Here is a 14,520-nt window from a genome sequence, read left to right on the forward strand (position 1 = left end):
CTCCTAAATTTCAACCCAATAAGTTTGGGTTATTTCGATAAGCCTCTGTCATTTCGGACAAAGTCATATCATTCAAGTTTTTGTTTAACTGACTTGCGCCACCAACTTGTGGCGTTTTACCCTTCAACCTCTCAGTAACGGCAACCTCAATAGCCTTGTCAAATTCAGATCTAACAGCCGTAATATTATTTTTGGTTGTCGCAGGATCATCTGACAAAACCATGTCAACAAATGAATTAGGTAAGCCATTTTCTTCTAATTGATGTTTAGCTTCATAGCGATATTCACGCATATTAAGCTCTTTTTCACGCTTTTCTAAGGATTCAGCTTTAGCCTTATCCTCCGCTTCTTTACGCTCTTCAGCAGACATCTTAGCCAGTTGCTCAGCTCGATTAATTTCATCTTGCTTTTCTTCGTTCCACTTTGATTTAGCTGTTTCCAAAGCTTTAGCAATTCGCTTGTCAACTTCCGAATCAAATTCCTGAGGTGTGAATGTTAGCTGATCATCAGCATTATCATTTGTTTTGCCGTCAGGTAATGTCACATCTGGTTTTAATCCATTTTGGGCATTAATGTTATCCTGCATTGTCGGTGTCTTTGGTTCATCAGCCATAATTAAGTTCTCCTATTTCGTAGCCCATACACACTGTTACCATCTCAATGTCCCATGCACACAATTAAGCCCACACACAACGTCAGTAACAACCCATAAACGCTTATTTGAATAGATTTAACGACGTGTTCAGGTCGAAATAAAAACACCAACAATTTAATATCAGTGCTTAATCGATTTTTGTATATGTCTCTTCAAAAATATCAGGTTTGCATGAATAAATTTCATTATGCACACCCTTAATTAGGTAATCACCGTTATTAAAGTACCTTTTTCCCTCAAGTGTATTTACATAGTAATCAAAGCCCTCTTTTCCTGTTTCGCCAACTTCTCGACTAATGAATGCATTAGTAACCCAAAAAGGCAACTTGTCATCTAAACTAAAATCGTATGATTTCCACGCTTCAATCGTTACAGGTTTTTTCTGATATTTTGACATTTTTATTTCCTTTTAAAAATCCCAATCCATGTCCGGCAAGTCATCTGCCGTGTTTGAATCGAGATATTTGTTGTATTTAGTTAGATCACTTGCTGCCGGGATAATTGTACTTCGACAGTTCGGATGCATTGCTGGTGCATTTGTTCCTGGTAAAAATTCACTGATTGGAAATGTTTGACCGTTTAATTCACGACATATAGATGATGTTCGGTTATCCATAACGGCCATGAATTCATACTCAGTAACACCCATAGTGTCATATCTTTTTGCTGTTGAAGCATTAGCAACATAAGTTGATTCAGTACGTACCAGTCGCTCTGTGTTTGGTTTAGTACCACCGAATGTATCACGTAACTTCTTAGCTGTGACACGTGGATTAGTACCATTAATCGCAGCTCTAACTAACTCATCTTTCAATTTATTAGCCAGTACATCATTATCACGCCAAATACGTTGCGAGTAATTGGCACCGCTCCATTCCATTTGCAGAATAGATTGTACTTCTCGTTCATTTAATGTCTTGATAACTTTTCCAGCCGTCAAAGCATTAAATATATAGGCACTTTCTTTAGCTAGATATGCGGTAAATGTATCCGATTGCGCGTTGCTGGCTTGCAATATCCTAAAATCAATTTCTAGTTTTAATAATTCAAGCCGACTAATCTTAGATGTCACGTACTGTGCATTTAATCGCTTTAATAGCTCTGGATTATCCTTATTTGATTTTCGATAAGCATTTGCACGTTTAACATAGTCGTCAAGGTCAACAGCTCTTACACGCTTTCTGGCTTCATCATACGAGATTGCGTTCTTATCAGCATACTTCTCATAAAAATTATCTATCTTTCGAGCAATATCATTAGAAGCAGCTTTATATTCTTTCAACAAAGCAGTAGTTAGCTCTGTATCTTTGACATCTAGCAAGTCCATTATTGCCTTTGTGCGCTTTTCCCAATAATTATCAGCCATTTACACCACCGTTTCGTTTATTTCTAAGTTCATCTAATGAAAGAGTGGTAGCGACAATAATCCATGTAATTACAATCGCAATAACTACGTTGGATACGTATTTTTTAACGACAAAGAAAACAAATAAAAACTCAATTGAGTACAGTGAATAGTCGGCTAATTTAAGTTTCATTATTTTCTCCATCATCAGGTTTCAATTGTGAGTAACCGGTTTGTGCTTGAAAGTTATCAACATCTTGTTGTTTTTCATCAGCCAATCGTTTCATCTCTGTGTCAGCGTCAACACCTGTAAATGTTTCAAGCAGTGAGAACAATGTTTCATCACTGATAACACCGTATAGCTGCTTAAGCTGTGAGACACGCTCTTCATCGTTCTGTGGCACGTTAGGTATGAACTTGACCTGTACATCGTTAATCAAGTTATACAGCCCCTCCCGTCTGCCTGTTGTTGACACACTATTCTTGATAGACCAAACGTTACCAAGCAACCTTAAACGTCGCATAATGCCACGTGTCATTAAACGTTCTTTAGTCTTACGTAAGTTGTCATTACCCATGAGCTTGTATTTCATGGCTTCACCTGATTGTGTACCAGCAAAGTTTTGGTCATTAGTGTCTGGTGTGAACGTGAACCTAAGGATATCATCAACTAGGCGCTTCTTATATGCTTCAGCACCTGTTGCATCGTATGTCTTTGTTAAATAGAATGCATCGGGTGTTGGTCCGTCTGGATCATTATTATTATCCAGTACCAGCATTCTTGCTGCTTTCATTTTGTCAAAAGCATCAGTACTAGAATTAGCTGTTGGTATAGGGTGCCCATTATCGTTAATGATTAATTCGCCATCCAAATCCGTTTCATATTCTGGTTCATCGGTTCCTGTAACTGGATTCCCTTTTATCACAAGATACGCATCATTTAAATCTTGTTGAAAGTTAGCCAATTCAGACTGCGAAAGGTCATAGGCATCAATACCATCTAACACACTTTCAAAATCGCCCAAACGTTCCTCATTGTTCTTGTACTCATTGATAGGTACACCGTCATAAGCGTGCTCGGCCATGTCAACAAATTTCATTCCGCTAAATGATTCCATATCAGACTTGTAATAATAAATATTATTGGCTGTGTAAACCTCAACAAAACTATTAATTTCAGTCGAACTATATTTGATTTGATAAAAACGCACACCGAACAATGAATTAGCAGCAATGGTATCGTCGTAAACAACAAATGTCTGCTCTGGTTCCAATTTGGTAATGCATTCCTGGGCTTCATCGTTGGAATACACAAGCTCATACGCACGTCCATATATACTTAGATCAGTTTCAATTAATCCATCATGATAGTCAGCACCGTTTTGCTTTGAAAAATCATTAATTTTATCTATCAGACCTTCATCGTCACTGTCATATGCAATTGGATTACCTAACATATATCCTTGCATAAAAACCGTAATATACTTAGCCCAGTCACTCGCAATACGATTATCAGCACGATTGGTGTCACGACCTGTTTCCCGATACTTGATATTGTTATCAGCAAGATAGTATCGTTTTAACTCTTTCAATCTTGATAACTGATTGGTCTGAAAGGCTATGATGTATTTATTTAACGTCTCAATAAACTCGGTTGAACCCATATCTGCAATGCTATTAAAGTCAATGGTCGACATCTTAAACACTTCATTTGAATCAGGTCCAAATCTTGTTTTACTTAAAAAGTCTATTGTCATAATTACCTACCTAGTCCTAACTGCTTAAATGCTTCCATGCGATCAGTTGTGCTCTTTTTAGTCATAATCAACGGCTCTACTGCATATCTCATTGCGTCCATTAGATGGTTGTTTTTATCAACAGCCTTTCCAACCCAACCACCTTCTTTATCGGTGTCATAAACGTATGAGTTAAGTTCTTCAATTGTATGTTCAAGAGAAGGTAATACGTGTATTTTGTAATCTTGCAGATAAGTTACGCCAAACATAATTTCGTACTTATGGGCACGTTTCATACCCTTAATACCCTTATTTTTTAATTCTTGAATCATGCGGTCACCACCATTAGCATAATCAGCTCTAATATCACCTTGCTGGTAGCCATTTACATATAACCATTTGAATATTTCATCTGTGAGCATATGCTGCTTGTACATTTCTTTAAATATATAAACATCTTTAGTTCTGACATTAATCGCATATTCTATAAACGCCGTTGGGTCGGGACCATATCCCCAATCCACACCACGAACAATACGAGCACCTTTGAGCACTTCTTTAATATCAAATTTCTCAACAATAGTATTCTCGTATATAAGACCCTCAGCAACACCCCATTCACCGTCAACAGCAACTCTAGCACGTCTTGGATTCCGCTCCTTCATCTCTAAAAGACGATTAACGTAATCTTCATCAAGAAACGGATTATCGTTGTATGTCGTTGTGAGAGCTAACGAGTTGCCAACTCGTGTATCTTTGTCAAAGAAACGTTTTTTAAGCCAATGCCGCTCATTCCAAGGGTTAAAGGTTAGTACTGTTTGATAAAATCCGTTTGGATTATCAATGATCCCTCGCATAGATTCATCAACCGTATCAAATGCCTCCTCAGATTCTAACTGATAGGCCTCTTCCACCCACAACCTGCACAAATTGCCCGTTTCAACTGATATAGACGTAATAGACAATGGCTTATCAGCACCACGGAACAATATTTTTTGCCCAGTTGGCTTATACGTGATTTCAGGTAAAGAACTATTGAATTGAAAAAGGTTGCCAACGCCCATGCGATTAGCAACCTTTTGTAATAATGTGAATGTTGACTGTCTATTAGTGTTTGCGTATCGTCTCAACACAAGCCAATTAACATAAGTTTTAGTGATTATGTCATAAATAACTTTTGTGGCCTCAGCTTCACTCTTGCCGCTTCCACGACTTCCCTTATAAACAATGTATCTATGCTTTGTATTGAATAGTGGTGCATATGCGCTACTAACCATTTTTGGTAGATTCCATTTAATTGTTGTCATGATTTATCTCACTAAACTGTGTAATCTCAATTTTAGTATTGCTACTATCACTCTTCAATAATTCCAACAATTTATCACGTGCTTTATTACGATCGTGTAGTTCAATTACTGGACCATCTTTACCCATTTTTATAGACTTGATTGGCTTAGTATCAATTTTATTCTTGTCTTTGAATTGTGCCCAGGACTTATGGAATATTTCAGGTTTATCCTCAGTGTCCAGTTTCACATCACCTTCTGAATCAATATGCAACATGTCATATTTTCCAAAGTCTATGTAGTCGCCAATATCGGCACGTGCCTCAATAACCATATCTTCCATTAAATCAAAAGCGTCCACGCTAAGCTCTTGTAATTTAGCTTTGCGCAGACGCTTTATTTCATTTTGAATGTTAGTATTTGTTAGTAGGATACTACCATTCGTTTTAGCTGTTTGGTATGTACAATCATAAACATTTATGTACGCTTGTGTGGCATTATAAATACGGAGATACTCCAATACAAAGGACTTTTGCTTTTCTGTTAGTTCGCTATCGTTTAATTTATCAATAGCTTTTTCGGTCGCCTTTTTTATTGCAACTTTTTTTGCAACGCGTTGCGTTTTTGTTGCAACGTTACTGGTCCAATGTCGAGATTTCCATGAGCGTACGGTACCAACAGAAACATCATATTTTTCTGCAATATCAGATAAGATTAATCCATCTTTATAATCTCGCTCGGCTTCTTCATACTTTTTCATGTCATTTAAGTCACCTCCTTTCAATGTTTTAGTGAAAAATAAAAAGCACTTATGCGCATTTTATTCATGCATTACTTATCGCATTAACCTCACTAAGTATACTGTCAATTAATTTTTCGTATAACTCTTCGGTCTCGATACTTGTCTCTATTAAATTCATAAGTCGTTTATCATCGAATGAAATCTCATTGTCATCGGTCATCGAAGCTTTCATTAAGTGCATATCAACGGTGATTGCAAGATAGTTTTCAGAGAACGTAGTTAAATTTTTATTAACATCACTTTTTTCTGAAAATCTTTTCGCATAATTCTTCAATATGTAAGTTAAGTTATTTTTAGATTTTTTTGTTTCAATTTCACCTGAATACAAATCTAAAACAATTTTTTTAGAGAGATGCTTTCCTCCTTCTCGAACAAGTTTTTCAGAATAATTTATCAATCCCAATGTATTTTTCCAGTCTGCCATCTCTAATAAAATATCATATAAAGAATTTAAATCACTTAGCTTGATACTCTCTGACCTTCTCAAAACATTTAACTTATTTTCCGAATCGATTTGTTGTTTTGCAACTAAAAACGCAATTAGACCAGATGGTATAAAACCCAAATAGCTACCCCAAAATCCAATCCAATTGGATGAATCTGGGAATCTAAAACTCCATAATTCCATCTCAGCTATAATATTAAAGACACTAAAAATAATTTGAATTACTAGTGGAAACACTAGTATAAATACCAACAACGCAACTTTATGATTTTCCCAAAGATTTTGAGCTTTCTCTTGTACTTTATCTTCCCATTTTTTCATATCTGCAACCTCCAATAGAACGATTATACTATAGAGGACTGAATGTGTAACTAGAACATTAACTCATCTACTCATGAAAAAGGTAAACAAAACATTAATCACTCCCGCAGCAAGTAATGCTATTTGGGTATGATTAATACCTTCTTCTAAGATATTATGCCATAACATGTTCCATCTCTTCTCTTTTTTTAGAAGCCGAATATCGTCTTCAAGCTTGCTAATAGTTTCTTTATGCAACTTTATCTCATCAAGCATCTTAACTTGCCTATCCTGAAAACGAGAGATCATACGCGTAGACTGTATTATGTTTTCAACTATCAAATCAGCATCTGATTCACGCTTAATGTCTTCTAAATTAATCTCTTCTCTTGCTAATGCCATATCTATTCTCCTAAATGTTGTTCACATCATAATACGTTATAGGCTTTTAATTCTCTAACCACTTCATGTGGCTCTTGTAGACAATCTGCCTATTCTCCATCACTTCTGACCTAACCTGAATACGTGAGCGCTTGTGCCGTGCAATGCTCTCTGTTTTCATCATGTCAGCGTGCTTGCGATTAACATCAGTGGCTTGCTTAATATGCCTACGTCTCTTGCGTAGTTTTTTCTCTGCTTCATTCATGTTTAACTCCAAACAAAAGGCCCAACTTGCGCATCTGTTTTAGATTCGCAAATCGGACCGTAAATTTTTATGTACTAAAAAACGCCGTTAGATTTAACTAACTAGCGGGTTTTTTTAGACTAATTTTTTAATGTAAAATACTGGATTAACTTGAAAATACCAATGATCAGTAATGTGATTCCAAAGAATGTCCATACAACCAAACCACCCCACATCGGACTAAACAGAATACTTGCACCACCTAGTATACTAATGATGGCTGATATTGTAGACCAAGTTTTATTTGTAGCCAGTTTATTTAAAATAGCCAACTGAACAAATCCTTCAATCAACCAAGTTATACCAGTTAATATACCAACGACCAAAATAAGCGATATCGAGGCTGATTGCATATCCACAAAAATAAAGATTCCAGCTACCAGATAAATTATTGAAACGATTAGGTTACCTAATCTGGCCATGCCATTTTCAGCATCTCTTCTAAACACAGAAATTAACTTAAAAAGACCAACCGCGATCAAAGCAGCACCAATCATGCCGGCAGCAGCTCTGGCACTTCGATTTGGTAAAAATACTATAAGTGCACCGATAATAGTAGATATCAAACCATCAAAACCTATAGTTCTCCGTACTTTTGTAAAAAATTCTTCAGACATAAAGTTCTCCCTCATAATGTAATCAAAACCATTATATCTCACTTAATCGTTGAATTACAAAAATGTTGACATAATAAAAAGCACCTGTTAAGGTGCAAACAATGGCCAATTTAGGTCATATTACGGTTTGAGCTTTGTTTTTCTGAAAGCTCTGTTTTTTCTGAATTAGTGCGTTTAATTAGTATATCAATATCCTTGGTAGATTTCGACGTGTCTGCGAACGCGTACTTATATACAACAATTAACAATCCTAAAAGGTTACCGAACAAACCTGTTATCAGAGCTATTTTAACATTCGAATTAATGAGTACTATTGGCTGAAGAATTATAAAACCTATACCACAAGTGACTATATTGAAGTACTTCATTAAAAATAATACTAATTTGTTTCTGAGTATATTTTTGTCTTTTAACTCAACAAGCAAAGCGTCTGATATATTCTGGGCAGTCTTCAATCTCAACTGTTCTTGCTTTAACCTAGTTCTTTTTTCATCTTGATCTGCAGACCCAATGCTATGTGTTATACTCAAATCTTTAAAATTGTCTGTTGATGGAAGATTAACGTCATCAACAATTTTTTTATTCACATTACCTTGGCTTAGTATATTATTGAGGGCGTCATTTTCCATTATATTATATGTCTACAACGTCTCTCAATTCATCTAACTTTATTCGTGCAGTTTGATCATTAATGAAATAGTTTTCTTTCATACGCTTAATCAATTCGGCATCAGAAAATCCAAGACCTTGATATCCTTCCAAAAAGTCAATAGCATTATTTTCAGGAACAAGAAAGTCACCAGCAAAATAATTAGCTTCATACTCTGCTTCCAAATCTTCAGCCTTATATCCATCCGAACGGCGATAATTTACAGCCAAGATACTTTCTTTTTTCCCGGGAATAGAATCTGGCTTGTTAAATAGGGTCGACCCATTATCGCTATTTGGAACAAACCGCCAATGTAAAACTAAATGTCCAAGTTCGTGGGCTATTGAAAAAATCTGACGTCGATCATTTTGAGAACCATCAACATATATTTCTGGTCTGTCTCGATCATGATTAAACGTTATATATGCAGATATTTCAGAACTACTAAAATCACCAGAGTAAACCCCGATGTTGCATGACATTAAGTAAGTGGCTAAATTTTCATTGTCAATATTGTTTCGCATTACTTTTTGATGTATATTTTCTGCAACAACCTTTATGTCTGCCCTTCTGTTTTGTTCAACCATTTTAACTCCTTATATTTAGGAAGCATCATCATTTTATAATCTCTTAATTTTATCTTAACACAAATAAATTAAATAATGTTTATTCAATATTTGTTTAACAACATCTACAAATTGGTAAATAGTTATTTTCTATCGTGATTTATTAACAAACTCCTATCAAGGCGCTTAATCAAGTAACTGCTATTTCATTCATTGTGTATTTGTGCAACAGTTGACTGTTCAATGTGTTTATTTTCAAAATAGAAACTACCACTATGTACGATAACAGCAGGCAAATGTCATTATCCTAAGTTGTGTTTGCGAGTGACCGCAATGTGAATGGTTGGATTCGAACCAACTTTTTCACCCGAACCGAAACGGATCTGTGTTACATTCACCCATACAGAAATAATTTAACTAGTATTGCAATTATTTCTGTATGTTTGCTCTCCTACCCCGAGTGAAACGGCTTATTGATTCATCACGGAGTAGGTGACGCAACGGATAGATAGGGACTTGAACCCTATATAAGATGTCTTCATATTTTTTCTAACCGAGTAAACGAATATGTGAGTACGTGACTGCGAGATAAACGTTCACTCGAACATGCCAATCATGTTGCTATCCATAATGATAGATATTCTAACCTATCGTATTTTTACATACACAGTGGCTTTTTCCGAAGCGTGTATAACGTCGCTTTTAGAGGATGAGCAATAACCTTGTTTATTTGATTATGCTTGCTTCAAACAAAAAGCCCAACCTATTCACGCGGTTGAGCTTTTAAAATATTCAATTTATTTCTGGGCAGCTTTATGCAGAAATGCATAATACTCATACAGAGCTAACGCTACGAACATAACTAAAGCAATGTAAATCGACCCAGATACTGCTGTGACAGCTACTACGGTCAATCCAATTGCTGAAGTTGTGAAAATCAACGAAAACTTTTGAAGCTTAGTCAACTTGTCAGTATCTCCTTGAAATGACACTGAGGTCATAATAACACCAACTAATATCATTAATCCAAAGAAAATATGTAATGCAATCATAATTATCTCTCCTTTATGTACGATGCCTTACCCCAACAATAATCATAGAAGAACACATCACGAATATTGCTTCCAATATAAGGCACCTCATTAATAATAGCATCTTCCGAAAGCGATTACTACTAAATTTTGCCAACTAAAAAGCATCCGTTAAGATGCTTTCTTGGTGACCCATATCACTTTACGATATTATCAATACTTTTTTCAGGAGAGTATAGAATGCTTGGGTCACCACACGCTAAATGCTAGCACACAAAGTTACCATTGTCACTAACATTTTTATGTACGGTGCCCCACTCCTTTTGATGAGAAAGAAGTTAAATAAAGTAACAGGAATATTTATGTGAGACACCTTACAAACTATACTAACACTGTGCACTACTAATTACTAGGTTGTTTTCACTCTAATCTATTAATTATTTGATAATACTATTATTACACATTTTTCTGGCCAAAAACGGGCACAAAACGGGCGACATTTTTAATACTAAAGTTATCCACAGACTAATCAAATTTCCAAAATTTATTGCTGAACTCTTTTTTGAATTTACGTATTTTCTTACGACAAGTACTTTCATCTGCATTAAATATCAAAGCAATGTGCTTCCACTCGTTTTTTCTTTTTCGTCGATCATATCGTAAACTGGCCATGCGAATTAATTCAGCATCGAATGTGGATAATACGTCTTTAATCATTTGCTGTTGGTCTCTGAGCTTATACAGTTCGTGCAAAACAGTATCTTCATCTTCACGTATTAGCATATCATCTACAGGCCTTACGTGCTTATTCTGAGCTTTTCCCCCACCAATATTTTCATCATGCACCAGAGGTGTTTGTAAATCTAGTTTGCGCAGTTTAATCTGCATTTCTATTTTTCCAGAAAAATAGTCTGATAATAGTTCATCAATTTTGTCCGCCACATTAACTCCTTCGTCATCCCCTTTTAATCACGTCAACTGCGTGTGCTATTTCTTATTTTCCACCATAAATTTCTGTAAATCATCTATAAATTTTTTTACCAATTATTTATCAACGTATTGATTGACCACTTGATCTGACTTGTCACGAGTGTCTTGTGCATCCTTGATAGCTTGCGTCATATCCGCATCATTAGATTGTTTTTGTGCTGCTAATTGATTGTTCAAGTCAGATACTTTCTGATTCAAAACATCAACTTCTTTTTGCTTGTCGGCAACCTTATCGTTACCTTCTTGAATTTTTTGTTGAATTTCCTGAATCTTCTGCTGAATTTCTGCTTGCTTACCAGCTAGTTGATCGTTGAAATCATTTTGATCTGCTGTGCGTTGGTCTTGCAACGCCTTGTAGTCAGACTTAGCTTGTGCTAATTGATTTTGTAAGTCTGTCTGACTATTGTTAGCTTGTTGCAACGCTTGCTGTGCATTGGTTAAATCAGTCTTGTTCTTGCTCAACTGATTTGCCAACTTATCTAGGTTGATTTGGATTTGCACCATGTTAGCATGTCCTTGCCAGTTTGATGCTGCATAACCAACTCCTGCTCCACCTAGTAATAGTGCCGCTGCTCCCAAAGATACGATTGTTGCTTTAGTTATTTTTTTCATTTTCATGGTGCCTCCCACTATATCTTATTTACTTCAACAACAACTCGTCCTGATTGACCGTATTTTTTACTACTAATCAACTGAACCGTTGCGTTATCGTCTTGCCATAAAACACCATTAAGCGCATCCTCAATGCTTTTTATGTAATTACTCAAATCTGGTTTTGTGACTGGGTATATCATTCCGCTAATTGCATCTTGTTGTTTCTTACGAGTCCAAGATCTAGGAACACGTCTAACGACTTGTATGTTCACACTGATAGCACCATCAGGTATTTTATACTTTCTCACTTTTTTAGCTATTTGAGCCATCATTTTTAAATCAGTTTTGAAATTTGCTGTTTTTTTAGGATCATACATACGAATACTTTTTCCAACTTTGGTTGCTCTTGGTCTAGCTTGTGCAACTGGCTCAATATCAAATTTAAATATCATTTTTAAACCTCAATAATTCTCAGAGCTTCGGAAAATCCAAATGTTGATTTTGTCTCGCCACCTTTTTTACTTTTTCTGGTTAGCGAATTTTGATTAATAAATCGACGGCATGCAATGCCATCCCCTTCAAAATAAATTATTTTGCTTTTAAGTCCAATTACTTTATTCATTTTCGTCTCCCATTATTTAATATTTAAGCTATGTATTTTAGCAATTTCAGTGTTCACGCGTATACCAGTCAAATGGTACTGATCTAAAAATGTTTCAACTCCCATGTTGCCAGCCATTTGATGATGTTCTCGGCACAACTGAACTACCCTTAATTTCAAATGATTTATTTTCTGTCGATTCCCACCATTAGCACCAATCGTGTCTAAGTGATGCATGTCACTGGGATTGACACCGCACAAGACACATCGTTTATTCATAAGGCATTGATATTCATATTTGAATATATCGTCTGGAGCTAACATTTCTAATGGGCGATACTTTGTGAGTGGCACGCCATGCTTTACTGCAAAAGTGATTAATATACTGATAAAGTTACTTGCCTGTTCCATCGTCATAAGGCTGGTCTTTATGTTTTCCAGTTCGAAAGCATTGGCAAAAGCCCATTTGAACCATAGCTTCACTTCTTCAGGGTCCTCACCTTGCCAAGAAGCAATATCACCAATGAGCGCATGCATATGTTTGTTTTGTAATAACGATCGTCGTTCCTGGTCGTCGAATACTAGCTCAACTTTAGGAATTTGCCCCTTGTTGTAACGTAACAATTTTTGCCAATCAATATTTGTTTGGTCAACATTAATTGTTAAATTTTGCCCGTCGTATGCAATAACTTTACCGGTGTATTCTCTTGGCATAGTCACCCTTCCATTCGTACACGTTCCTTGTGTTTGTTTATCTTTTCTAATATTTTTTCAATAGTCACATTAGCGCCTTGTGTGCCTGTCCAATATTCTCGAGAGACTTCGCTAATCAATTGCACTGTATATTTTGCATCGGCTTCTGCGAATGTTTCTTCTCCTGTATACATGTTTACCATCCTTGATCAGTATTAGGTGAATGATACGTTGGTCGCCAATCAGTCATAAGGTTATGTTTCTTGTCGAAAGAAAGTGTTACCGTACCACGCTTACCATTACGATTTTTGGCCACGATAAATTCAACTTGTGAGATTTCATCATCGTTTGCTTCCTCTTCACCCTCATTACGGTAATAATCATCACGATATAAGAAAGCGACATTATCGGCGTCTTGCTCAATTGAACCTGAATCACGTAAATCAGAAAGCATTGGACGTTTATCGGTACGTTGTTCCACACCACGATTCAGTTGAGCTAAGGCAACGATTGGTGCCTTAATTTCTTTACTCAAAACTTTCAGTCCACGACTAATTTTTGAAACTTCATTCACTCGGCTACTATTCTTTTCATTACCCGTTTCAACTAATCCAAGGTAATCAATAAGTACCATGCCAAGTTCACCTTGTTGACGTTTGAGTTTCAATACACGACTACGAATGTCTGAAAAACTTTGAATTGGTGTGTCATCAAACCAAATTGGTAATTGGCCAAGTTTTTCGGCATTATAACTTAAATCACTAAACTCTTGATCTGTTAATTTACTGTCACGTATCTTCTCAGCATCAACAAGGCTCCGTGTCGATAACATTCGTTTAACCAGCATATCGTTACTCATTTCAAGAGAGATTATCAAGACTGGTTTATCAGCCAAACGTGCGGCACCTTCTGCCATGTTTAATGCAAATGCTGTTTTTCCCATGGCTGGTCGAGCACCCACAATTGTTAATGAGCCATCAAGTAATCCACCAATTTCTTTGTCTATTGTTTTGAAACCTGTAGTAATTCCTGGAACGCCTTCCTGAGTCCGTTGTTCAGCAATATTTTCCAGAGTGGGCATCACAGCCTCACTGATATGTTTGGTTGTGTCTAGAGTGTCCCGACGACCTTCAGAAAGATATTCAACTAAATTAGTTTTAATTAAATCAACATCTTCACCGTTAGCTAAATAACTCATAACTTGTTGAGCCGTAACATACAGATTACGGGTTTCAGATTGTTTGGCTACTTGATCAGCTAAACTAACAGCAATATGTGACGTAATCCCTAAGACAGAAATATCTGCAACAAAATCTACTGATATTTCTTTCGTGGCCACAGTCATCGGATTAACTTGTTTTCCGTCATCAATTAAGCCTTTAATCCGTTCAAACATAGCTTTTGCTTGTGAATCATAAAAGTCTTCTGTTATCACGTGGCCATTAATGTCTGCCATAGTTCCGCCGATATCATTGGATACCATAATGGCACCTAATAACTGATGCTCTATCTGTGTGTCATACAT

21 protein-coding genes are annotated in these 14,520 nt (G+C 36.2%); all 21 read right to left on the reverse strand.

Annotation, left to right across the window (positions count from 1 at the left end; all coding sequences use genetic code 11):
• Positions 1-10 precede the first annotated feature (10 nt).
• The 21 genes from RHP64_RS08045 to dnaB all read right to left on the reverse strand — a co-directional run bounded on the left by RHP64_RS08045 (position 11) and on the right by dnaB (position 14,520).
• A complete protein-coding gene (locus RHP64_RS08045; protein ID WP_462785022.1) occupies positions 11-613 on the reverse strand; it encodes a DUF4355 domain-containing protein in 603 nt (200 codons plus the stop codon).
• A gap of 169 nt (positions 614-782) precedes the next feature.
• Positions 783-1,052 carry a hypothetical protein gene (locus RHP64_RS08050; protein ID WP_462785023.1) on the reverse strand — a complete coding sequence of 90 codons (270 nt, stop codon included), beginning with the start codon at positions 1,050-1,052 and terminating at the stop codon, positions 783-785.
• A 12-nt stretch (positions 1,053-1,064) separates the two neighbouring features.
• Entirely contained in the window at positions 1,065-2,021 is a 957-nt protein-coding gene (locus tag RHP64_RS08055) for a minor capsid protein (protein WP_462785024.1), read from the reverse strand.
• Entirely contained in the window at positions 2,014-2,193 is a 180-nt protein-coding gene (locus tag RHP64_RS08060) for a hypothetical protein (protein ID WP_454154074.1), read from the reverse strand. The genes RHP64_RS08055 and RHP64_RS08060 overlap by 8 nt, the downstream gene beginning before the upstream one ends.
• Positions 2,183-3,757 carry a phage portal protein gene (locus RHP64_RS08065; RefSeq protein WP_462785025.1) on the reverse strand — a complete coding sequence of 525 codons (1,575 nt, stop codon included), beginning with the start codon at positions 3,755-3,757 and terminating at the stop codon, positions 2,183-2,185. The genes RHP64_RS08060 and RHP64_RS08065 overlap by 11 nt, the downstream gene beginning before the upstream one ends.
• 2 nt (positions 3,758-3,759) lie before the next feature.
• Entirely contained in the window at positions 3,760-5,043 is a 1,284-nt protein-coding gene (locus RHP64_RS08070) for a PBSX family phage terminase large subunit (protein WP_462785026.1), read from the reverse strand.
• Complete coding sequence (locus RHP64_RS08075) at positions 5,030-5,782, reverse strand: terminase small subunit (protein ID WP_446872275.1); 753 nt, start codon at positions 5,780-5,782, stop codon at positions 5,030-5,032. Before RHP64_RS08075 ends, RHP64_RS08070 begins: the two co-directional genes overlap by 14 nt.
• Positions 5,783-5,846: 64 nt before the next feature.
• Positions 5,847-6,590, reverse strand: coding sequence for a hypothetical protein (locus RHP64_RS08080; RefSeq protein WP_462785027.1), 744 nt, complete (start codon positions 6,588-6,590; stop codon positions 5,847-5,849).
• A 63-nt stretch (positions 6,591-6,653) separates the two neighbouring features.
• The gene (locus RHP64_RS08085) at positions 6,654-6,971 is read right to left on the reverse strand and encodes a hypothetical protein (protein ID WP_462785028.1); all 318 of its coding nucleotides are present in this window, start codon (positions 6,969-6,971) and stop codon (positions 6,654-6,656) included.
• Positions 6,972-7,017: 46 nt separating this feature from the next.
• Entirely contained in the window at positions 7,018-7,215 is a 198-nt protein-coding gene (locus RHP64_RS08090) for a hypothetical protein (protein ID WP_462785029.1), read from the reverse strand.
• A gap of 119 nt (positions 7,216-7,334) precedes the next feature.
• On the reverse strand, positions 7,335-7,871 hold the full coding sequence (locus RHP64_RS08095) for an HdeD family acid-resistance protein (protein ID WP_462785030.1): 537 nt from the start codon (positions 7,869-7,871) through the stop codon (positions 7,335-7,337).
• A gap of 110 nt (positions 7,872-7,981) precedes the next feature.
• Entirely contained in the window at positions 7,982-8,500 is a 519-nt protein-coding gene (locus RHP64_RS08100) for a hypothetical protein (protein ID WP_462785031.1), read from the reverse strand.
• Between the two features lie 4 nt (positions 8,501-8,504).
• Positions 8,505-9,107 carry an ImmA/IrrE family metallo-endopeptidase gene (locus RHP64_RS08105; protein ID WP_462785032.1) on the reverse strand — a complete coding sequence of 201 codons (603 nt, stop codon included), beginning with the start codon at positions 9,105-9,107 and terminating at the stop codon, positions 8,505-8,507.
• A 776-nt stretch (positions 9,108-9,883) separates the two neighbouring features.
• A complete protein-coding gene (locus RHP64_RS08110; RefSeq protein ID WP_462785033.1) occupies positions 9,884-10,138 on the reverse strand; it encodes a hypothetical protein in 255 nt (84 codons plus the stop codon).
• Between the two features lie 504 nt (positions 10,139-10,642).
• Positions 10,643-11,059 carry a DUF722 domain-containing protein gene (locus RHP64_RS08115; RefSeq protein ID WP_462785034.1) on the reverse strand — a complete coding sequence of 139 codons (417 nt, stop codon included), beginning with the start codon at positions 11,057-11,059 and terminating at the stop codon, positions 10,643-10,645.
• 102 nt (positions 11,060-11,161) lie between these two features.
• Positions 11,162-11,719 carry a hypothetical protein gene (locus RHP64_RS08120; protein WP_244011505.1) on the reverse strand — a complete coding sequence of 186 codons (558 nt, stop codon included), beginning with the start codon at positions 11,717-11,719 and terminating at the stop codon, positions 11,162-11,164.
• 17 nt (positions 11,720-11,736) lie between these two features.
• Positions 11,737-12,153: a RusA family crossover junction endodeoxyribonuclease gene (locus tag RHP64_RS08125; RefSeq protein WP_244011503.1), complete on the reverse strand. Its 417-nt coding sequence runs from the start codon at positions 12,151-12,153 to the stop codon at positions 11,737-11,739.
• Positions 12,154-12,155: 2 nt separating this feature from the next.
• Positions 12,156-12,323 (reverse strand): hypothetical protein, encoded by a 168-nt coding sequence (locus tag RHP64_RS08130; RefSeq protein WP_244011501.1) that lies wholly within the window; start codon positions 12,321-12,323, stop codon positions 12,156-12,158.
• Positions 12,324-12,335: 12 nt separating this feature from the next.
• A complete protein-coding gene (locus tag RHP64_RS08135; RefSeq protein ID WP_462785035.1) occupies positions 12,336-13,016 on the reverse strand; it encodes a putative HNHc nuclease in 681 nt (226 codons plus the stop codon).
• Positions 13,017-13,018: 2 nt separating this feature from the next.
• Entirely contained in the window at positions 13,019-13,189 is a 171-nt protein-coding gene (locus RHP64_RS08140; RefSeq protein ID WP_164907657.1) for a hypothetical protein, read from the reverse strand.
• A 2-nt stretch (positions 13,190-13,191) separates the two neighbouring features.
• Positions 13,192-14,520 carry a replicative DNA helicase gene (gene dnaB / locus RHP64_RS08145; protein ID WP_462785036.1) on the reverse strand — a complete coding sequence of 443 codons (1,329 nt, stop codon included), beginning with the start codon at positions 14,518-14,520 and terminating at the stop codon, positions 13,192-13,194.

The sequence above is a fragment of the Leuconostoc sp. XM4 genome, from assembly GCF_055698815.1.

Excerpts from the sequence above, each read along its gene's own strand:
- RHP64_RS08045 (WP_462785022.1), bottom strand. The coding sequence starts at position 613 with ATGGCTGATGAACCAAAGACACCGACAATGCAGGATAACATTAATGCC.
- RHP64_RS08050 (WP_462785023.1), bottom strand. The coding sequence starts at position 1,052 with ATGTCAAAATATCAGAAAAAACCTGTAACGATTGAAGCGTGGAAATCA.
- RHP64_RS08055 (WP_462785024.1), bottom strand. The coding sequence starts at position 2,021 with ATGGCTGATAATTATTGGGAAAAGCGCACAAAGGCAATAATGGACTTG.
- RHP64_RS08060 (WP_454154074.1), bottom strand. The coding sequence starts at position 2,193 with ATGAAACTTAAATTAGCCGACTATTCACTGTACTCAATTGAGTTTTTA.
- RHP64_RS08065 (WP_462785025.1), bottom strand. The coding sequence starts at position 3,757 with ATGACAATAGACTTTTTAAGTAAAACAAGATTTGGACCTGATTCAAAT.
- RHP64_RS08070 (WP_462785026.1), bottom strand. The coding sequence starts at position 5,043 with ATGACAACAATTAAATGGAATCTACCAAAAATGGTTAGTAGCGCATAT.
- RHP64_RS08075 (WP_446872275.1), bottom strand. The coding sequence starts at position 5,782 with ATGAAAAAGTATGAAGAAGCCGAGCGAGATTATAAAGATGGATTAATC.
- RHP64_RS08080 (WP_462785027.1), bottom strand. The coding sequence starts at position 6,590 with ATGAAAAAATGGGAAGATAAAGTACAAGAGAAAGCTCAAAATCTTTGG.
- RHP64_RS08085 (WP_462785028.1), bottom strand. The coding sequence starts at position 6,971 with ATGGCATTAGCAAGAGAAGAGATTAATTTAGAAGACATTAAGCGTGAA.
- RHP64_RS08090 (WP_462785029.1), bottom strand. The coding sequence starts at position 7,215 with ATGAATGAAGCAGAGAAAAAACTACGCAAGAGACGTAGGCATATTAAG.
- RHP64_RS08095 (WP_462785030.1), bottom strand. The coding sequence starts at position 7,871 with ATGTCTGAAGAATTTTTTACAAAAGTACGGAGAACTATAGGTTTTGAT.
- RHP64_RS08100 (WP_462785031.1), bottom strand. The coding sequence starts at position 8,500 with ATGGAAAATGACGCCCTCAATAATATACTAAGCCAAGGTAATGTGAAT.
- RHP64_RS08105 (WP_462785032.1), bottom strand. The coding sequence starts at position 9,107 with ATGGTTGAACAAAACAGAAGGGCAGACATAAAGGTTGTTGCAGAAAAT.
- RHP64_RS08110 (WP_462785033.1), bottom strand. The coding sequence starts at position 10,138 with ATGATTGCATTACATATTTTCTTTGGATTAATGATATTAGTTGGTGTT.
- RHP64_RS08120 (WP_244011505.1), bottom strand. The coding sequence starts at position 11,719 with ATGAAAAAAATAACTAAAGCAACAATCGTATCTTTGGGAGCAGCGGCA.
- RHP64_RS08125 (WP_244011503.1), bottom strand. The coding sequence starts at position 12,153 with ATGATATTTAAATTTGATATTGAGCCAGTTGCACAAGCTAGACCAAGA.
- RHP64_RS08130 (WP_244011501.1), bottom strand. The coding sequence starts at position 12,323 with ATGAATAAAGTAATTGGACTTAAAAGCAAAATAATTTATTTTGAAGGG.
- RHP64_RS08135 (WP_462785035.1), bottom strand. The coding sequence starts at position 13,016 with ATGCCAAGAGAATACACCGGTAAAGTTATTGCATACGACGGGCAAAAT.
- RHP64_RS08140 (WP_164907657.1), bottom strand. The coding sequence starts at position 13,189 with ATGTATACAGGAGAAGAAACATTCGCAGAAGCCGATGCAAAATATACA.
- dnaB (WP_462785036.1), bottom strand. The coding sequence starts at position 14,520 with ATGTATGACACACAGATAGAGCATCAGTTATTAGGTGCCATTATGGTA.